Origin of the sequence: Niveispirillum sp. SYP-B3756, from assembly GCF_009495745.1 — a bacterium.
Classification (GTDB): Bacteria; Pseudomonadota; Alphaproteobacteria; order Azospirillales; family Azospirillaceae; genus Niveispirillum.
In genome coordinates, this window is the sequence record NZ_WIDQ01000006.1 from 300,795 (window position 1) to 317,885 (window position 17,091).

Below are 17,091 nucleotides of genomic sequence, written 5' to 3' on the forward strand. Positions count from 1 at the left end.
GCCTGTTGCGGCGGTCAACCGGCTGTGCCAAATGGCCCTATCGGGTTAACTATTCGCGGCCCGACGGCGCATGAAATCATCCAGGGCGTCGGTCATCTCGGCGATCAGCTTGGCCCCCATCGGGTCGCCATTGGCATGGTCCCACACCGCGCCCAGCTTGGGATGATTTTCAAACACATCCATCACCCCGAAGGCCGGCAGGAATTTCTGCAGGAAGAAGCAGGCGGGCACGACGGCGCAATCGGCCAGGGTGAAGGCATCGCCCATGCACCAGGGGGCGGCTTCGATAAAGGTTTCCAACCCATCCAGCCCGCGCCGCAGCTCCGCCCGCTTTTCCGCCACCAGCGCGGCATCGCGGTTGATCGGGTTCATCTGGCCCAGCAGGCCCAGCAAGGCCGGTAGTACATAAAGATCAATGGCGCGGCTGATGATACGGGCGCGGGCACGCGCCACATCATTGCCGGGCAGAATCTTCTTTTCCGGGAACCGTTCGTCCAGGAATTCACAGATGACTTCGGACTCGATGATACTGGCATCGCCGGCATCCAGGGCCGGCATCTTGCCATAGGGATTGATGGCCAGATATTCGGGCGATTTCAACCCCACGCCGGGTGGCGGTACCAGGGGAATGTCCAATCCCTTGAAGCGGATGGCCAGGACCACCCGGGTCACATAGGGGCTGAGCAACGCGCCATAGAGCTTCATCACACCACATCTCCGGGCAAGGCCCGGCGGGTCGCCGGGCGGCCGAATTGCATTTCCTGCCGCCTACATAGCGCGGTCCTGTCCCCGACGGTAGCGCCCAACTGCGTCCCTGCCAATGTTGCATCCGCGTCATCGGCGGTTTGGGAACCTGATTGGCGCCCCGGCTGTTATCATAAGCGGGGAAAAGCCAGGGGCAGGGGGATATGGGCATTCTTACCGTCACGCACAAAACCACCTATGATTATGCCAATCCGGTGGTACTGGGACCGCACCGCATGATGTTCCGTCCCCGCGACAGCCATGATCTGCGGCTGCTGGAAACCGGGCTGGTGATGGAACCAGCCCCCAGCGATCTGCGCTGGATGCATGATGTGTTCGGCAACTCGGTGGCGCTGGCCCGGTTCGATGGCATCAGCGCCAGCCGGCTGACCATCGAAAGCCGGATCGTGCTGGAACAGTTCCCGGCCGGCCCGGGTGATTTTGCCCTGGAAGATCATGCCCGCCATTACCCGTTCAGCTATGACGCGGCCGAGGTGCCGGATCTGGGCCGCACCATGGAGCGCCATTATCCGGACCCCGACCATAAGGTGGATGAATGGGCCCGCCAATTCGTGCGGGCGGAGCCGGGCAGCGACGGGCTGGTGGACACCCTGCCCATGCTGCGGGCTATGACGGCCGCTATTCGCGGCGGTTTCACCTATCAGTCGCGCGACGCGGAAGGCACGCAAAGCCCGGTTGAGACGCTGGAGCGTGGCAGCGGTTCCTGCCGGGATTTCGCCCTGCTGATGATGGAGGCGGCGCGCAGCCTGGGTTTCGCCGCCCGCTTTGTCAGCGGCTATCTCTATGATCCCGTCGCCGATGGGGCTGGGGATGTGGCCGTTGGGGCCGGGGCCACCCATGCCTGGATGCAGGTCTATCTGCCCGGTGCCGGCTGGGTGGAGTTCGACCCCACAAATGGCATTGCCGGCGGACGCAACCTGATCCGGGTGGCAGTGACACGGGACGCCAGCCAAGCGGTACCGCTGGCCGGGCAATGGACGGGGGCACCCGCCGACTATCGGGGTATGACGGTCTCGGTCAACGTGACGGCGGGGCGGTCGGCCGATGCCGGTGGCTGACAGCAGCCTTGACCTCGCCTTGTCCGGCGGGCGATCAAGGGAACCATTCCCACCGTCACGCGGAGTTCTTCCTGATGCGATGCGGCACCGGTGCTGTTTCCCGCCGCCTGATCATTTCCGCCCTGACGCTGGCTGTGCTGGCGGGCGATGCGGCCGCCGCCACAGCGTTGCCGCCCAGCTTTTCCGCCGGTCTGGCGGGGCCGGTGCTGACCTATCTGCACCTGCTGGGCCTGTTGGGGCTGGGCTTGTGGCTGGATATGCAGGGCAAAGGCAGCCCCGGGATCGGTGCCGCCCTGGCCCTGGTGGCGGGACTGCTGTTCGGCGTGCTGACGCGCTCGGGCATTCATATCCCCTATGCCGCCTATGCGCTGGAGGGCTCGCTGGTGCTGTTTGGCGGGCTGCTGGCCTTCACTGTTTCGCTGCCCAGGGTGCTGGGGCTGGTGCTGGCCGCCATTGCCGGGGCCCTGCATGGCATCGCGCTGTCGCAATGGGAGGGCGCGTCCAGCAGCCAATGGCTGTTCTGGCCGGGACTGGTGGCCGGCTGCCTGCTGGCGCTGAGTGCCGGAGTCGGCCTGTCAGCGACGCTTTATCAGTTCGGCGGCGCGCTGGCTTCCCGTTTGGCGGGTGCGGCCATCGCACTGGTTGGCATTCTGTTGCTGCTCAACGTCATGTGATGGTCGCGGTGCGGCGATATTTTCGCCACAGCCCGGTGAAATCCTTTGCTCACTTCTTCAATGCACCGCTTTCTGCCGGTTGTTGCGCAGGCGTTCCGGTTGCGCCGGTGGCTGGCGGGGCGCACCATGGGGCAATTGAACCATGAGCGATCGGATGCACCGCGCCATGCAGTTCCGCGCCGGACCCGCAGACACTTTTCCTGACCCGATGCACGCCGCTGCGCCGTCAAGAAGACGGCTGCTGGCGCTGGGGGGGGGCCTTCTGGGGCTGGGTCTGGTGCCAGGGGCACTGGCCCAGCAGCCCGGCGATCAGGTGCGTTTCTTCCAGATCGGCACGGCGACCACCGGTGGCACTTATTTCCTGATCGGCGGGCTGCTGGCCAATGCGGTGTCCAACCCACCGGGCACGCGCCCCTGTGACCGGGGCGGCAGTTGTGGTGTGCCAGGCCTGATCGTGGTGGCGCAATCCACCTCGGGTGCTGTGGAGAATGTCAATCTGCTGCGGCAGCGCCGGCTGGAATCGGCCCTGGTCCAGGCCGACATTGCCCATGCGGCGATTGAGGGCAAGGCACCGTTTGAGAAGGGGGCCTATGCCGACCTGCGCGCCATCGCCAATCTCTACACTGAAACCATTCATCTGGTGGTGCGCGCCGACAGTGGCCTGAAAAGACCGAGTGATTTGAAGGGCAAGCGGGTGGCGCTGGGAGAACAGGGTTCCGGCACGCTGGTGACGTCACGCGCCATCCTGGCCAGCTATGGCCTGTCGGAAAAAGCGATCGCCCCGCTGTATCTCAGCCCGGCGGCGGCCGGGGATCGGTTGGTGGCGGGCGAACTGGACGCCTTTGTCATTGTTGGCGGCTATCCGCTGCCGGCGGTGGCGGAGTTGGCGCGTCGCGTGCCGATCAACCTGTTGCCCTTCGATGATGCCAAGGGGGAAAAGTTGAAGAAGCGGCTGCCCTTCTTCACCGAAAGCCTGATCGACGCTGGCACCTATGAGAATGTGCCAGCCACCAGCAGCCTGGGGGTGGGGGCACAATGGCTGGTGCGCGGGGATATCAAGCCACAGCTGGTGCATGACATTACGGCCGCCCTCTGGAACGACCAGACCCGCCTGCTGCTGGATGCTGGCCATCCGCGCGGCAAATCCATCCAGTTGCGCACCGCCCTCGATGGGCTGGCTGTGCCACTGCATCCGGGGGCGGAGCAATATTACCGGGAGGTTGGGTTGACGGCGGAAACGGCGGCAGCCCCACAACCCGGTGAGGCGACCAAGGGGCCGCATTGAGCACCCCACCCAGGGGGCTGTGATATTTTAGGGCAATTGGCCCTCGTGCCCGGCGCGGTGGCGGCCTATACTGGCCGCAACCTTGCTGATGGCTGACCGTACATGAAGAAAATCATCATCCTTGTTTTGGCCCTGCTGGTGCTGATTGGCGCCGGTGCCGGTGCCTATTTCATGTTCCTGGCCAAACCGGCCGACGCTGAACATGCGGAAGCCAAGGAACCGGTGAAGAAGGTCCGCACCGGCCCGCCCTCCTATGCCACCATCGGCCCGATGATCGTGCCGGTAATGGGGCAGACCAAGGCGACGCAGAACATCATCATCACGGTCAGCCTGGAAGTGGATGATGATACGGTCCGCGATGAGGTGAGGGCGAAGGGCCCTCGCCTGATCGATGCCTATGTGCAGGCCCTTTATGGTTCCCTGGATAAGGGGCAGGTGATCGATGGCCAGATCCTGAATATCCCCGCCATCAAGGATGAATTGAAACAGGTGACGGACAAGGTGGTGGGGCCGGATATTGTGCGCGATGTGCTGATCCAGTCGGTCAGCCAGCGCCCGGCCTATTGATCAAGGGTGAGAAACATATCGGATTGCATCATATCAAATCGATAGCATCGGATTGATGTCGTTTCCTGTGCATGTCATGCTGAGCCCTGCCAGAGTGCCGCCGGCCGTCCGGCCCGTTCGCTTCAGAAGCGGCACCGTTCATAGGGTAAGGAAACGACATGATCATGCACGTGCTCTATTTCGTGCTGGCCTGCGGCGTGCTTGCCATTCTTTACGGGGTGGCGACGGCGCGTTCGGTTTTGGCGGCCAGCCCCGGCAATGCCCGGATGCAGGAAATCGCGCAGGCGATCCAGATCGGCGCCGGGGCTTATCTCAACCGCCAATATACGACCATCGCCCTGGTGGGCGTGGTGATCGCCATCCTGGTGGGGGCACTGCTGGGGCTGCATGTCGCCGTTGGCTTTGTGCTGGGGGCGGTTTTGTCGGCGGCGGCCGGCTATATCGGCATGAATATTTCTGTCCGCGCCAATGTGCGTACGGCGGAGGCGGCGCGCCAGGGTTTGGCCCAAGGGTTGTCGCTGGCTTTCCGCGCTGGGGCGGTGACGGGGATGCTGGTGGCCGGCCTCGCCCTGCTGGGGGTGGCCGGCTATTTTCTGGTGCTGACCAGCATGGGCTTCACTGGCCGACCGCTGGTGGATGCGCTGGTCGCACTGGGCTTCGGCGCCTCCCTCATTTCCATCTTCGCCCGGTTGGGCGGTGGCATCTTCACCAAGGGCGCCGATGTCGGCGCCGATCTGGTGGGCAAGGTGGAAGCCGGCATTCCGGAGGATGATCCCCGCAACCCCGCCGTCATTGCCGATAATGTCGGCGATAATGTCGGCGATTGCGCCGGTATGGCGGCCGACCTGTTTGAAACCTATGCCGTGACCGTGGTGGCAACCATGGTGCTGGCCGGCATCTTCTTTGCCGGCCAGGGGGTTTATCTCGACGCGATGCTGATCTATCCGCTGGCCATCGGCGGGGCCTGTATCATCACCTCCATCATCGGCACCTTCTTTGTGCGGCTGGGCAGTTCCGGCAATATCATGGGGGCGCTTTACAAGGGTCTCATCGCCTGCGGGGTGTTGTCGCTGGGGGCGATTGCCGCTGTCACAGCCTGGGTGCTGCCGGAAGGGTTCGCTACTCCGCTGGCCACCGGGGCCGGCGTCCGCTTCACGGGGATGGACCTTTATTACTGCGCCGTCATCGGGCAATTGGTGACGGCGCTGATTGTCTGGATCACCGAATATTACACCGGTACCGGCTATCGCCCGGTGAGGTCAGTGGCGCAGAGCAGCACCACCGGCCATGGCACCAATGTCATCCAGGGCTTGGCCATTTCCATGGAATCCACAGCCCTGCCAGCGCTGGTGATCTGTGCTGCCATTATTGGCTGTTATCTGCTGGCGGGCCTGTTCGGCATTGCCATTGCGGTCACCAGTATGCTGGCGGTGGCGGGTATGGTGGTGGCACTGGATGCCTACGGCCCCGTCACCGACAATGGCGGCGGCATCGCCGAAATGGCCGATCTACCCAAGGAGGTGCGCGTCACCACCGACGCGCTGGATGCCGTGGGCAATACCACCAAGGCCGTGACCAAGGGCTATGCCATCGGCTCAGCCGGTCTGGGCGCGCTGGTGCTGTTCGCCGCCTATCATGAGGATCTGAAATATTTCATGGCCGATCCCACGGCCTATCCCTATTTCGCCGGGGTGGAGATCGATTTCAGCCTTTCCAACCCCTATGTCGTGGTCGGGCTGATTCTGGGTGGGTTGCTGCCCTATCTGTTCGGGGCTATGGGCATGACGGCGGTGGGCCGTGCCGCCGGCTCGGTGGTGGAGGAGGTACGGCGCCAGTTCCGGGAGAATCCTGGCATCATGGCTGGCACCTCAAAACCCGATTATGGCCGTGCCGTTGATATGCTGACCCGCTCCGCCATCCGGGAAATGATCGTGCCCTCCCTGTTGCCGGTGCTGGCACCTTTGGTGCTTTACGCCCTGGTGGGGGCGATTGCTGGCAAGGGGGCGGCCTTTTCCGCGGTTGGCGCCATGTTGCTGGGTGTCATTGTTACCGGCCTGTTTGTCGCCATCTCCATGACCTCAGGAGGCGGGGCCTGGGACAATGCCAAGAAATATATTGAGGAAGGCCACCATGGCGGCAAAGGCTCTGACGCCCACAAGGCGGCGGTGACCGGCGATACGGTGGGCGATCCCTATAAGGACACGGCTGGCCCAGCCGTTAACCCGATGATCAAGATCACCAATATCGTCGCTCTGCTGCTGCTGGCCATTCTGGCGCATCAATAGGCAATGCGGCCAAAAACAAAACAGGCGGCCCCGCCAAGGGCCGCCTGTTTTCGGTTCGGCGCATGAGGCGCGCGAACTTACTTCTTCTTCTTGCCGTCATCCTTCTTCTTGCGCGACGGCTTGGACAGGTTGCTCAGCATCTGTTCGAAGAAGCCCATATCATGGCCTTCGGTCGGGGTGACGCGGGCAACCGGCGCCACATAGGCGGCCTCGCTGCCATCAATCTCCTTGATTTCCTGCACCGTGCCCTGATCGTCAAAGCGGATGCGCACGATGCGCTGGGCCGTCACCTCCGGATCGAAGAAGGCCTCCTGCGCGGTGTGGCGGCCGATATAATACCAGGTCGATCCATCCACCGTGCCGGTGGAGGTGGGCGAGCCCAGCACATATTGCACCTGATCGCGGGTGGTGGTGCCCTGCTGAATCTGGGCCAGGCGGCTATCTTCGACAAGATTGCCCCTGACCGCAGTGATCGGGCTGCACCCTGCCAGGGCCAGGCCGGCAAGGCCGGCGGTCAACAGCAGCGAAGCGTGGGTCTTGCGCATGAACGGAGCATCTCTTGTCAAAATCATCATCAGGAACCGGTGTCCCGGCTGCCTATGCACGAACCAGAGGGTAAGACACAAGCGGTCGCACCATGGGCCATGCTTGACGCCGGGGGCACCGCCCCCTATCTGGCCGGTGACATTGGCACCGGCTTTGGCGCAATGTCAATCACTGCCCCTGCCATATTGTGGCGGTGGCCATTCCGTTGCCCTCAATCGCCACTTTGGAAGCCTTCCATGTTGAACCGCCTGTTCAGGAAAAAGATCTCGGAACGCACCGTGGCAAAACTCTATGGCGCGATTGTGGAACAGGCGCGCCAGCCGGCATTTTTCAGCGATCTGGGTGTGCCCGACACGCTGGAGGGACGGTTTGAGATGATGGCCCTTCATGCCTGGCTGGTGATGCGCCGGCTGGCCATGGGCGGCCCCGCCGTGGCAGATTTCAACCAGGCCCTGTTCAATTTCATGTTCGCCGATCTGGATTTCAATCTGCGCGAACTGGGCGCCAGCGACATGAAGGTGGGCGAACGGGTGAAGGAACTGGCCAGTCACTATTATGGGCGTGTCCAAGCCTATGATACCGGATTGGCTGGCACCGACGCTGCCACGCTGGAGGCCGCGCTGGATCGCAATCTTTATGGCTCCACCTTGCCGGAACCGGAGCATGTGGCCGCCATGGCCGCCTATGCCCGCCGCCAACTGGCCCATCTGGAGGCGTTCCCAATCGAGCGGCTGCTGGCCGGAGAGATTACCTTTATATCCTGAGCGGCGTTCTACCGCCCGCCGTCCGCCCGCTTTATCGGGCAATTTTTCGTTCTAGCGGAGTTTCCATCATGAACAGCCCATCCCACGCCCCCGAACTATCCCGCATCGTCATCGCCGACAAGGTGACCACGGCCGGTGGGCACGAGGTGGTGACGGCGACCGAGGCGGAATGCGCTGCACTGGCGCAGCGATTCGATCTGATCTCGCTTTCCGGTCTGACAGCCAAAATGCGCCTGCGCCGGGTGCGGGGGGAGTTCATCAAGGTTACCGGTGAGGTAACAGCCGACGTGGTGCAGCGTTGCGTGGTGACCCTGGAGCCGGTGCCTGCCCACGTGCAGGAAGATTTCTCCGCCCTGTTCGCCCCAGACCATCTGATCCCCAAGGAAGATGAGGAGGCGGAGAGCGACCATTTCCAGTATTTGGGCGGGGATGAGGATTTCCCCGAACCGATGCCGGGTGGGCGGATCGATATTGGCGAACTGGTGGCCCAGAATCTTTCCCTGTCGCTGGAGCCATATCCGCGTGTGCCGGGGGTGGAATTCACCCCGATTCTGGAGGATTATGACCCGACCAGCCAGGATAATGGGGGCGATCTGCCGCCCGAGCCCCCCCGTCAGAACCCTTTTGCGGCCCTGTCCCGCTTAAAGAAGTCGTCATAATCGGGTTTCTTGCTTGCCCTGACACACCATATCCAGTATTCAAGCGCCTCTGTCCAAGGCGGCCCCTTGTTGGCCGCCTAAAACATTGTGAGTTACGATCATGGCCGTTCCGAAGAAAAAGACCTCCAAGTCCAAGCGTAACATGCGCCGTTCGCATGACGGGCTGACCGCTTCCGCGTACAATGAATGCAGCAACTGCGGCGAGCTGAAGCGCCCGCACCATGTCTGCGGTTCCTGCGGCCAGTATGACGGCCGTGAAGTGACGCAGACCGCTGCTGCTGCCGCGTAATCATTGCCGTTCCGGCTTCTCGCGGTATAGGGACCACGTACGCTCGTGACTGCGCGCTTGCGGATCGCCTTGGACGCCATGGGTGGCGACCATGCACCTGACATGGTCGTCGCCGGCGCCGACTTGGCGCGTGAGCGCTGTTCGAATGTCGAGTTCCTGTTTGTCGGCGATGAAGCGCGTATCAACGCGCTTCTCGACCGCCATCCGGCCCTGAAATCCATCTCCACCGTCCGGCACACGCCGGATTTCGTGGCCATGGATGCCAAACCTTCCGTTGCTTTGCGTGCTGGGCGCAGTTCCAGTATGCGGCTGGCCATCGATGCGGTGGCGGCAGGGGAGGCGGCCTGCGTTGTCTCCGCCGGAAATACCGGCGCGTTGATGGCGATTGCCAAATTCGTGTTGAAAACGCTGCCCGGCATCGACCGTCCGGCCATCGCCTCCATCTTCCCCACCTTGCGGGGGGAGAGTGTGATGCTGGATATGGGGGCCAATCTGGAATGCGACGCGGATAATCTCGTCCAGTTCGCTGTGATGGGCACGGTGTTCAGCCGGACTGTGCTGGGATTGCTGGAACCTTCCATCGGCCTGTTGAATGTCGGGTCGGAAGAGCAGAAGGGTCACGAGTCGATCCGTGAGGCCGCTGCGGCCCTGCGCGATACGCCGCTGGCCCGTAACTTTCACGGTTTCGTGGAAGGCAATGATATTGCTGCCGGTACTGTCGATGTCATCGTCACCGATGGGTTCACCGGCAATGTCGCGCTGAAGGCGGCAGAAGGTACGGCCAAGCTTTACAGCGAGTTCCTGAAGCGAACCTTCGCTTCCTCGCTGCTGGCCAAGCTGGGCTATCTGCTGGCCCGTGGTGCCTTTGGCAAGCTGCGCCTGCGCATGGACCCGCGCCGTTATAATGGGGCGATGTTCCTGGGCCTGCGTGGTATTTGTGTGAAAAGCCATGGCGGCACCGACGCCATTGGTTTCAGCAACGCCATTGCTGTGGCCGCCGACATGGCCAACCACGGCTTCAACGATAAGATCCGCGATCAATTGGCGGTATTGCAGGCGGCGCTGGCCGCCAGTGCCGCCGCCAAGGTCGAGGCAGATGGTCAGGGTAGCGAGGCGGCGGTTCAATAATGGCGATCCGGTCGATTATTCTGGGCTGCGGCTCCTATCTGCCCGCGCGCGTCATGACCAATGACGATCTGACCAAGATCGTTGAGACGTCGGATGAGTGGATCAGCGAACGCACCGGTATCAAATCCCGTCATATTGCCGCTGATGGTGAAACCACCAGCGATCTGGCCTATCACGCCGCCGTTGCGGCCCTGGATCATGCCGGGGTGACGGTGGATGAGCTGGATTTGATCGTGCTGGCCACGGCCACGCCCGATAATACCTTTCCCGCTACCGCCACCAAGGTGCAGGCCCGCCTGGGCATGAAGCGGGGGGCCGCCTTCGATCTGCAGGCCGTCTGTTCAGGCTTCATCTATGCTCTCTCGGTAGCCGACAATTTCATCAAGGCCAGGCAGGCGCGCACAGTGCTGGTGATTGGCGCGGAAACTTTCTCCCGAATCCTGGATTGGACTGACCGCACCACCTGTGTGCTGTTCGGTGACGGGGCCGGTGCCGTGGTGCTGCGGGCCCAGGAAGGGCAGGGTACAGCGGCCGACCAGGGCATTCTGTCGACCCATCTACATTCTGACGGCAGCCACCACGATCTGCTCTATGTCGATGGCGGTCCCTCCAGCACCCAGACCGTAGGCCATGTGCGGATGCGCGGTCAGGAAGTATTCAAGCACGCTGTGGTCAATCTGGCCGATGTGGTGCGTGAAGCCCTGGCCACCAATGACATGCAACCGTCAGACATTGATTGGCTGGTGCCGCATCAGGCCAACCGCCGAATCATTGAAGGGACCGGTCGCAAGCTGAAGCTAGACCCGTCCCGTGTGGTGATGACGGTTGACCATCATGGCAATACATCGGCCGCCTCTATCCCGCTGGCCTTGGTGGAGGCAGTGCATGATGGCCGCATCAAGCGCGGCGATGTACTGCTGCTGGAAGCGATGGGCGGCGGCTTCACCTGGGGCGGCGCCTTGGTTCGTTATTGATTCCCGCCTTTTGGCGACGCATCAACAACCGCGCCCAACTATCTGGAATTGACGCGCTTTCATCATGCAAGTACCGTCTAGGCTTTACTGCCTTGGGGGAAACGTCATGAGCAATACCGTTACCCGTGCCCAGTTGAGCGAGGCCGTCTACCAGCATGTCGGCCTGTCGCGCAATGAATCCGCCGATCTGGTTGAAAGCGTGCTGGACGAGATCGTTGACGCGCTGGCCGGCGGCGACATGGTCAAAATCTCCTCCTTCGGCAGTTTTGCCGTGCGGTCCAAGGGCCAGCGCGTCGGCCGCAACCCCAAGACCGGGGAAGAGGTGCCGATTCTGCCGCGCCGGGTGTTGGTGTTCCGCGCCTCCCATGTGCTGAAGTCGCGCATTAACGACCGTTTCGCCGGGCAGGGCTGAACGCGCGATGCGTGATGTGGCGACGACTGATGCCGATGCGGTACCGAGCAAGCCTGTGGCCAAATCCGCCACAGCTTTCCGTACTATCAGTGAGGTATCGGCCGACCTTGAAGTGCCGCCGCATGTTCTGCGCTTCTGGGAAACCAAGTTTCCGCAGATCAAACCGCTAAAACGCGGTGGCGGCCGGCGCTATTATCGCCCGGACGATGTGGAACTCCTGCGCCGTATCCAGGCCCTGCTATATCGTGAAGGCTATACGATCCGGGGGGTCCAGCGCCTGCTGAAGGAAATGCGCGGCAGCGGCGGCCTGCCCCCGGTTGGGCAAGCGCCTGCCGCCAACCTGTTCAATCTGGATGAGGGGGAGGTAGCGGGGGATAGCCCCGACCATGCCGCTGGAAATCATCCAGATGCACCAGAAATTGTTGACAACGAAAATGATGCAGAGATAGCGGCCAGCCTTTCCCCGCGCCAGCGGGAACAATTGTCCAATATCCTGATGGACCTGTTGGCTGCCCGGCGCCTGCTGGACTGATCCCCTGTTGCCGTATGTCAGCCCCGGCGCAGTTGGGCGCGCAATGCCAGCACCCGCCGGCCATAATCGCGGGCACGCGGTTCATCCATCCAAGTGTGATAACGACCGACCGCCAGTTCCAGATCACGGGGCAGGCTGTCGATGGCTTCCCGCAGGATGCCCGCCCCAACGCGCATATTGATATCCGGATGGAGCAGATGGCTGACATCGGGCACCCGATGTCCGTGCCAGCGCACATTCACCTGCATCCAGCCCAGATCAGCGTCTGCCAGTTCTGCCGCTGGCAGGGCCATCACCAGCTGCATGGCGCTGGGCAGATCAGGCGGATAGTAAGATTCTTTGGCGGTGCGCACGGCATAGGGCCAGGGGCCGGTGCGCCCCTTTCTGTCCAGCCGGCTTTCAACATAGCTGACGGCGTAGAGCAGATAGGGATCGAGTCGGGCAAGCTGACCGGTCACCGTAAAAGGCGTATTCCGCAGGTCCAGAGCACGGGCGCTGGGCGCCATTCCCACCGCCATGAAAGCGCCAGCCCCAGCCAGGAAGCCGCGTCTGGAAACAACCGATTTCGTCTGTATCCTGTCAAACATGGCAGGGCCATAGCATGGGCGCGCTTCCCTTACCAGGGCGCTGAAGGGAAAATCACGGGGCGATCAGGCGGGATTGCACGGCCACCGCAATGGCGTGAAATTTATTGTATACCCCAAGCTTCCGCATGGCATTTTCGAAATGATACTCCACCGTGCGCTCGGTGATATTCAGGATATCCGCCGTCTCCGATCGGGTTTTTCCACGGCAGGCCCAGACCAGAATTTCCCGCTCCCGATCCGTCAGCGATGGTGGCGCTTGGATCGGAACCTGCGGCAGCCCCCGAAAATGGAGCAGCCTTTCATGATAGGTGGCGGCGGCCAACTTCAGCCAGAAGGGAACGGCGTGCTCCATTTCTGCCGGCGCCTCGGTCCAATAGAGGCTGAGCAGGGCCGATGCCGGCTGGCCGCGATGATCCACGGCGTGCAGCGGCATGGCAAATCCCTGCGTATATCCATGATCCTTGGCCAGACCCATTACCTGCCAGGCGCGCCCTTTCGGTCCGGTTCGCCGACGTGCGCGCGGATCGAATTCCAGACAATCAGCCCAGGTGAAGGCCATATTGCTGCTGGCCGCCCGCGTTACGACCGGATCATAACCCAGGAGTCCCATGGATACATATGTATCCACAAAATCACTGCGTACCGATGTCTGGTAAAAGGGCAATGCCTCGTCATGCAAGGGTAGCTGGCGCACATCCACATAGGAGAAACACTGAAATCCAAGACCATGGATGATTTGTGTCATGCATAGCCATAATGCGTCCTGATCTGGTGCATCGGACAATCGATTTAAAATTTCTTCCGCTACGTGCATCGTAATCCCCACAATACAACGCGCTGTCGGCCCAACGCACGAATACCTGTGCGAATGCCCAGCTATCATAACCCATGTCGCAAGTGGCGTACTCCTCAAAACAGCGTAGCGGAGTATGTCATGCAGGAATTGAAGATCTTCCGCTTCCGTGCAGGTGAAGCGCCGGAATACATGGCCCAGGCCTGGCGGTTACGCCATCAGGTATTCCGCGAAACGCTGGGCTGGTCGGTCAAGTCCCTCAATCAGCTGGAAATCGATCAATTCGACAAGATGGCGCTGCATTGCGTCGCTGTCGAGCAGGATGTTGTGGTCGGTTACTGGCGCTCGCTGCGCACAACGGAACCCTATCTGCTGGAACAATATTTCCCCGATCTGCTGGAAGGTCTGCATCTGCCCAAGCGGCCGGATATCTGGGAGATCAGCCGTTTCGCGGTAGCACCCAGCCATCCGCGCCGGCGCGATGTCGGCAAATCTCTGGCGCTGGAAATTGGCCGTTTCGGTTTTGATCAGGGGGCCAGCCGGCTGATCGCTGTGGTGGAGCCGCCTTTCGGCCGTTTCATCCGCGCCTGCGGCTTGCCCGTGACCCAGGATGTCACGCCGGTGGTTGTGGGTACCGGCAGCCAGGGCGATGTGGTCGCCACCATCATCACCCTGGATATGCAGTCCTATGCAAGCCAACTGGGGGTTGCGGCCGGTCAGGCCCAGATTGCTGCTGCGTGAGGTGTTCCCATGCTCGCCAAGATCAAGGAAGCGCTGATGGGCGATCTTCCGGCTTTCGCCGCCGATCCGATCGGCTTTGTTGAAACCCGCACTCTGGGACAGCCAGCCCCCGTGCCGGTGCAGTTGGGGCCGAAAAAGGCGGTTCTGGTGGCCACGCCTTCTGCCTTCCGGCATGTGCTGGTGGATGGCCGCGACCGCTATGGCAAAGGGTCGGAACAGGCGCGTCTGCGCCCGCTGCTGGGGGACGGATTGATCACGGCCAGCGGTGACCGCTGGAAGGCTGCGCGCGACGCGGTGAAATCCAGCTTCGGCGGGGCCTCTCTGCAGCAGGGTATCGGCATGGCCATGGGCGTGCTCTGCCAGGAAACCGCCATGCTGGCTGCCCGCGAAGGGGAGTTGCTGGACCTGCACGCCTTGATGGGCGAGTTGACCATGAAGATGGTGGTCGCCGCCCTGTTCCATGCCCGCATGGATACGCAGCAAAGTGCGGCGGTCTATGGTGCCGGCGTGGTGGCCCATGAGCGGCTGACGGAAACCATGTGGCGGGCCATCGACCTGGACATGTTGCTGCCCACGCGCAAGCATCGGCGGTTCAAAAGCGCCATCCGTACATTGGAAACCCATATTGCCGCTTTCCTGTCTAACCCCTGCGGTCCGCTGGCGGCACTGACGCCCTTGCAGCAACAATTCGGCCCGGCGGTCTTGCGGGATGAGGCCATGACCATGCTGGTCGCCGGCTTCGAGACGACGGCGATGGCGGCTGCCTGGCTAGTCTACATATTGGCGGCGCGGCCTGATCTGGTGGATTGGCTGCGGCCGGAAGCCGAAGGGGCCAGCAATGGCGGCTGGGGTCTTGATCCCGCCCGCCTGCGCGACCTGCCGCGGTGCAAGGCCATGGTACAGGAGGTGTTGCGCCTTTACCCCTCCACCTGGTGGGTGGCGCGCCAGGCGCTGACCGACGATGTCATTGATGGTACGTCGGTACCGAAGGGAGCGACCATTCTGCTGTCGCCCTGGGCCCTGCATCGCCAGCCGGCGCACTGGGCCGAACCGTCTGTCTTCAATCCACAACGCTTCATCGACACTGTGCCGGACAAGTTCGCCTTTGTCCCCTTCGGCATGGGGCCGCGTACCTGCGTCGGCGCTCAACTGGCCCTGGCGGAACTGACCGCCCTGGCGGTGATGATGGTTTCCGCCTTCGACCTGATTCCAGAATCCGGACAGGTGGAGCGTCTGCGTCCCGTCGGGGGTGTCACCCTGGGGCCGCCGACGCGCGGCCTGAAAATAAGAATATCAACCCGCAAGGCAGCAAGGATCGCCGCGTAATGCCATACTTGACGAAAATCGCCCCTGACCAGGATAATGAACCCGTGGTCAGCCACCTGATGCGCCGCGCCCTGGATGAGGTCAAAGAGATCGACCACACGGTTACCCGTAACCTGATCGTCTGTGGTCACCGAACCTCCGTCCGTATTGATTCCATGACCTGGAAAGCCTTGGGCAACATTGCCCGTGGTGAGGGGATGACCATCAATGAGGTGGCCAGCCACATTGCCGCCAAGCGACAGGGTGACATTTCCCTGACAGCCGCCATTCGCATGTTCGTCGTCGGTTACCTCAACTGGCGCCCGTCCGCCCGCCCGCGGAGCATCCCCGCCGCTTGACGGATCGAGGGCACAGGGGGCGCCAATTTCCCGCATCGCCCCCTGTCGTCCACCCATGCCGGTTTCCTTAATCTCTGGTAAGCTGTCGTTGATCGGCGGGTTCCACCGGAACCAATGCCGGGGAATGGCCGCGAGGTGGGCATGGAACAGATTGATATCCTGATTGTCGGTGGTGGCATTGCCGGCGCGGCGCTGGCCTATGCCATGTCGGTCGACCATCGGGTGGCCCTGCTGGAGCGGGAGACCCATTGCGGCTATCACGCCACCGGTCGCTCGGTGGCGGTATATTCGGAAACCTATGGCAGCCGGGCCATCCGGGCACTGACCGTGGCATCCGGCCCGTTCCTGCGCCATCCGCCGGACGGGTTCAGCCCCCGTCCGATTTTGCACCCGCGTGGTACCCTGCATATCGCCCGCGGCGATCAGTTGGAGAAGCTGACCGCGGCCCTGATCGAGATGCAGCCCTTGGCCCCGGCCATCAACCCGTTGACCGCCCCCGAATGTTTGACCCTGGTGCCGTTCCTGCGCCCCGATCAGGTGGGGGCCGGCATTCTGGAATCAGGGGCCTGCGATATTGATGTCGATCTGCTGCATCAGGCCTATCTGCGGGCGGCCCGGGCCCAGGGGGCGATTATCCGGACCGAAATGCCGGTGACCGGCATTCGCCCCGACGGGGATGGCTGGCGGGTGGATACACCGGCCGGGCCCTGGCAAACCTGGACCCTGGTGAATGCCGCCGGTGCCTGGGCTGATCAGGTGGCCCAGTTGGCGGGGGTGGCCCCGGTCGGTCTGGAACCGCGCCGCCGCACGGTCACCCTGGTGGAACCACCGGCCGGGCTGGACATTGCCCGGCTGCCCTTCGTCGTCGATATCGACGAAAGCTTCTATTTCAAACCCTCGGCCGGCATGTTGGCGGTGTCGCCAGCGGATGAAACCCTGGTGGAACCGGCCGATGTACAGCCGGAGGAGCTGGATATCGCCTTGGCCATGGATCGGCTGCAAGCAGCCTGCAACATCAAGGTGACCCGAAAGGGGCGCAGCTGGGCGGGTTTGCGCAGCTTCGTCGCTGATCGCAATCCAGTCATCGGGTTCGAACCGGGGATACCCGGTTTCTTCTGGCTGGCGGCCTTGGGGGGGTATGGCATACAGACCGCCCCGGCCGTGGCAGGGCTGGCGGCCAGCCTGATCAGGGGCCAAGGCGTACCCGATCGCCTGACCAGCCTGCATTTCGATCTGGCGGCGGTCAGTCCCTGCCGGTTGCGGCGGTGATTGTCGGACCTGTTCGTCATACGCGCCAGAGCACGGCACCTCCGTTGGAGGGCCGTGCCGGCCGTCGCTCTCTCCTTCACGCTACCGGTGGGTAACGTC

The 17,091-nt window shown here is 62.5% G+C and carries 20 protein-coding genes; 16 read left to right on the forward strand and 4 right to left on the reverse strand.

Going from position 1 to position 17,091, the window contains the following annotated elements:
- Nucleotides 1-45: 45 nt before the first annotated feature.
- The gene (locus GE253_RS14870; protein WP_153204893.1) at nucleotides 46-705 is read right to left on the reverse strand and encodes a glutathione S-transferase family protein; all 660 of its coding nucleotides are present in this window, start codon (nucleotides 703-705) and stop codon (nucleotides 46-48) included.
- A 203-nt stretch (nucleotides 706-908) separates the two neighbouring features.
- Between GE253_RS14870 and GE253_RS14875 the strand changes: the two genes are divergently transcribed.
- The 5 genes from GE253_RS14875 to GE253_RS14895 all read left to right on the forward strand — a co-directional run bounded on the left by GE253_RS14875 (nucleotide 909) and on the right by GE253_RS14895 (nucleotide 6,634).
- Nucleotides 909-1,823, forward strand: a complete 915-nt coding sequence (locus GE253_RS14875; protein WP_153204895.1) for a transglutaminase family protein — start codon at nucleotides 909-911, stop codon at nucleotides 1,821-1,823.
- Nucleotides 1,824-1,897: 74 nt separating this feature from the next.
- The gene (locus GE253_RS14880; RefSeq protein WP_173012652.1) at nucleotides 1,898-2,497 is read left to right on the forward strand and encodes a HupE/UreJ family protein; all 600 of its coding nucleotides are present in this window, start codon (nucleotides 1,898-1,900) and stop codon (nucleotides 2,495-2,497) included.
- Nucleotides 2,498-2,639: 142 nt separating this feature from the next.
- The gene (locus tag GE253_RS14885) at nucleotides 2,640-3,782 is read left to right on the forward strand and encodes a TAXI family TRAP transporter solute-binding subunit (RefSeq protein WP_247878668.1); all 1,143 of its coding nucleotides are present in this window, start codon (nucleotides 2,640-2,642) and stop codon (nucleotides 3,780-3,782) included.
- Nucleotides 3,783-3,884: 102 nt separating this feature from the next.
- Nucleotides 3,885-4,349 (forward strand): hypothetical protein, encoded by a 465-nt coding sequence (locus tag GE253_RS14890; protein WP_089287262.1) that lies wholly within the window; start codon nucleotides 3,885-3,887, stop codon nucleotides 4,347-4,349.
- A gap of 164 nt (nucleotides 4,350-4,513) precedes the next feature.
- The gene (locus GE253_RS14895) at nucleotides 4,514-6,634 is read left to right on the forward strand and encodes a sodium-translocating pyrophosphatase (RefSeq protein WP_153204994.1); all 2,121 of its coding nucleotides are present in this window, start codon (nucleotides 4,514-4,516) and stop codon (nucleotides 6,632-6,634) included.
- A gap of 77 nt (nucleotides 6,635-6,711) precedes the next feature.
- Here GE253_RS14895 and bamE read toward each other — a convergent pair whose 3' ends face one another.
- Nucleotides 6,712-7,179, reverse strand: a complete 468-nt coding sequence (bamE, locus tag GE253_RS14900; protein ID WP_153204898.1) for an outer membrane protein assembly factor BamE — start codon at nucleotides 7,177-7,179, stop codon at nucleotides 6,712-6,714.
- 237 nt (nucleotides 7,180-7,416) lie between these two features.
- On the opposite strand from bamE, the gene GE253_RS14905 reads away from it, so the two are divergent.
- The 7 genes from GE253_RS14905 (at nucleotide 7,417) to GE253_RS14935 (ending at nucleotide 11,938) form a co-directional block, all read left to right on the forward strand.
- Nucleotides 7,417-7,944 (forward strand): ubiquinol-cytochrome C chaperone family protein, encoded by a 528-nt coding sequence (locus tag GE253_RS14905; protein WP_153204899.1) that lies wholly within the window; start codon nucleotides 7,417-7,419, stop codon nucleotides 7,942-7,944.
- A 68-nt stretch (nucleotides 7,945-8,012) separates the two neighbouring features.
- Nucleotides 8,013-8,603 (forward strand): DUF177 domain-containing protein, encoded by a 591-nt coding sequence (locus tag GE253_RS14910; RefSeq protein ID WP_153204900.1) that lies wholly within the window; start codon nucleotides 8,013-8,015, stop codon nucleotides 8,601-8,603.
- Between the two features lie 100 nt (nucleotides 8,604-8,703).
- Nucleotides 8,704-8,892 (forward strand): 50S ribosomal protein L32, encoded by a 189-nt coding sequence (gene rpmF, locus GE253_RS14915; RefSeq protein WP_089287257.1) that lies wholly within the window; start codon nucleotides 8,704-8,706, stop codon nucleotides 8,890-8,892.
- Between the two features lie 45 nt (nucleotides 8,893-8,937).
- On the forward strand, nucleotides 8,938-10,020 hold the full coding sequence (gene plsX / locus GE253_RS14920; protein WP_348770860.1) for a phosphate acyltransferase PlsX: 1,083 nt from the start codon (nucleotides 8,938-8,940) through the stop codon (nucleotides 10,018-10,020).
- On the forward strand, nucleotides 10,020-10,994 hold the full coding sequence (locus tag GE253_RS14925) for a beta-ketoacyl-ACP synthase III (protein WP_153204901.1): 975 nt from the start codon (nucleotides 10,020-10,022) through the stop codon (nucleotides 10,992-10,994). Before plsX ends, GE253_RS14925 begins: the two co-directional genes overlap by 1 nt.
- A 106-nt stretch (nucleotides 10,995-11,100) precedes the next feature.
- Entirely contained in the window at nucleotides 11,101-11,406 is a 306-nt protein-coding gene (locus tag GE253_RS14930; RefSeq protein ID WP_089287254.1) for an integration host factor subunit alpha, read from the forward strand.
- Between the two features lie 7 nt (nucleotides 11,407-11,413).
- Nucleotides 11,414-11,938 carry a MerR family transcriptional regulator gene (locus GE253_RS14935; protein ID WP_153204902.1) on the forward strand — a complete coding sequence of 175 codons (525 nt, stop codon included), beginning with the start codon at nucleotides 11,414-11,416 and terminating at the stop codon, nucleotides 11,936-11,938.
- Between the two features lie 17 nt (nucleotides 11,939-11,955).
- Here the strand turns inward: GE253_RS14935 and GE253_RS14940 are convergent, their stop codons facing one another.
- Both GE253_RS14940 and GE253_RS26555 read right to left on the reverse strand, forming a co-directional pair.
- Nucleotides 11,956-12,444: a transglycosylase SLT domain-containing protein gene (locus GE253_RS14940; RefSeq protein WP_173012653.1), complete on the reverse strand. Its 489-nt coding sequence runs from the start codon at nucleotides 12,442-12,444 to the stop codon at nucleotides 11,956-11,958.
- 133 nt (nucleotides 12,445-12,577) lie between these two features.
- Nucleotides 12,578-13,339: a LuxR family transcriptional regulator gene (locus GE253_RS26555; RefSeq protein WP_173012654.1), complete on the reverse strand. Its 762-nt coding sequence runs from the start codon at nucleotides 13,337-13,339 to the stop codon at nucleotides 12,578-12,580.
- A 120-nt stretch (nucleotides 13,340-13,459) separates the two neighbouring features.
- Between GE253_RS26555 and GE253_RS14950 the strand changes: the two genes are divergently transcribed.
- The 4 genes from GE253_RS14950 (at nucleotide 13,460) to GE253_RS14965 (ending at nucleotide 16,992) form a co-directional block, all read left to right on the forward strand.
- Nucleotides 13,460-14,059 (forward strand): GNAT family N-acetyltransferase, encoded by a 600-nt coding sequence (locus tag GE253_RS14950; RefSeq protein ID WP_173012655.1) that lies wholly within the window; start codon nucleotides 13,460-13,462, stop codon nucleotides 14,057-14,059.
- A gap of 9 nt (nucleotides 14,060-14,068) precedes the next feature.
- Nucleotides 14,069-15,385 carry a cytochrome P450 gene (locus tag GE253_RS14955; RefSeq protein ID WP_153204908.1) on the forward strand — a complete coding sequence of 439 codons (1,317 nt, stop codon included), beginning with the start codon at nucleotides 14,069-14,071 and terminating at the stop codon, nucleotides 15,383-15,385.
- On the forward strand, nucleotides 15,385-15,723 hold the full coding sequence (locus GE253_RS14960) for a ribbon-helix-helix domain-containing protein (RefSeq protein ID WP_211101475.1): 339 nt from the start codon (nucleotides 15,385-15,387) through the stop codon (nucleotides 15,721-15,723). Before GE253_RS14955 ends, GE253_RS14960 begins: the two co-directional genes overlap by 1 nt.
- 141 nt (nucleotides 15,724-15,864) lie before the next feature.
- On the forward strand, nucleotides 15,865-16,992 hold the full coding sequence (locus GE253_RS14965) for an FAD-dependent oxidoreductase (RefSeq protein ID WP_153204910.1): 1,128 nt from the start codon (nucleotides 15,865-15,867) through the stop codon (nucleotides 16,990-16,992).
- Nucleotides 16,993-17,091 lie beyond the last annotated feature (99 nt).

Bases quoted from the DNA above. Each gene is read 5' to 3' on its own strand.
- GE253_RS14870 (WP_153204893.1), bottom strand. From the start codon at position 705: ATGAAGCTCTATGGCGCGTTGCTCAGCCCCTATGTGACCCGGGTGGTC.
- GE253_RS14875 (WP_153204895.1), top strand. From the start codon at position 909: ATGGGCATTCTTACCGTCACGCACAAAACCACCTATGATTATGCCAAT.
- GE253_RS14880 (WP_173012652.1), top strand. From the start codon at position 1,898: ATGCGATGCGGCACCGGTGCTGTTTCCCGCCGCCTGATCATTTCCGCC.
- GE253_RS14885 (WP_247878668.1), top strand. From the start codon at position 2,640: ATGAGCGATCGGATGCACCGCGCCATGCAGTTCCGCGCCGGACCCGCA.
- GE253_RS14890 (WP_089287262.1), top strand. From the start codon at position 3,885: ATGAAGAAAATCATCATCCTTGTTTTGGCCCTGCTGGTGCTGATTGGC.
- GE253_RS14895 (WP_153204994.1), top strand. From the start codon at position 4,514: ATGCACGTGCTCTATTTCGTGCTGGCCTGCGGCGTGCTTGCCATTCTT.
- bamE (WP_153204898.1), bottom strand. From the start codon at position 7,179: ATGCGCAAGACCCACGCTTCGCTGCTGTTGACCGCCGGCCTTGCCGGC.
- GE253_RS14905 (WP_153204899.1), top strand. From the start codon at position 7,417: ATGTTGAACCGCCTGTTCAGGAAAAAGATCTCGGAACGCACCGTGGCA.
- GE253_RS14910 (WP_153204900.1), top strand. From the start codon at position 8,013: ATGAACAGCCCATCCCACGCCCCCGAACTATCCCGCATCGTCATCGCC.
- rpmF (WP_089287257.1), top strand. From the start codon at position 8,704: ATGGCCGTTCCGAAGAAAAAGACCTCCAAGTCCAAGCGTAACATGCGC.
- GE253_RS14925 (WP_153204901.1), top strand. From the start codon at position 10,020: ATGGCGATCCGGTCGATTATTCTGGGCTGCGGCTCCTATCTGCCCGCG.
- GE253_RS14930 (WP_089287254.1), top strand. From the start codon at position 11,101: ATGAGCAATACCGTTACCCGTGCCCAGTTGAGCGAGGCCGTCTACCAG.
- GE253_RS14935 (WP_153204902.1), top strand. From the start codon at position 11,414: ATGCGTGATGTGGCGACGACTGATGCCGATGCGGTACCGAGCAAGCCT.
- GE253_RS14940 (WP_173012653.1), bottom strand. From the start codon at position 12,444: ATGGCGCCCAGCGCCCGTGCTCTGGACCTGCGGAATACGCCTTTTACG.
- GE253_RS26555 (WP_173012654.1), bottom strand. From the start codon at position 13,339: ATGCACGTAGCGGAAGAAATTTTAAATCGATTGTCCGATGCACCAGAT.
- GE253_RS14950 (WP_173012655.1), top strand. From the start codon at position 13,460: ATGCAGGAATTGAAGATCTTCCGCTTCCGTGCAGGTGAAGCGCCGGAA.
- GE253_RS14955 (WP_153204908.1), top strand. From the start codon at position 14,069: ATGCTCGCCAAGATCAAGGAAGCGCTGATGGGCGATCTTCCGGCTTTC.
- GE253_RS14960 (WP_211101475.1), top strand. From the start codon at position 15,385: ATGCCATACTTGACGAAAATCGCCCCTGACCAGGATAATGAACCCGTG.
- GE253_RS14965 (WP_153204910.1), top strand. From the start codon at position 15,865: ATGGAACAGATTGATATCCTGATTGTCGGTGGTGGCATTGCCGGCGCG.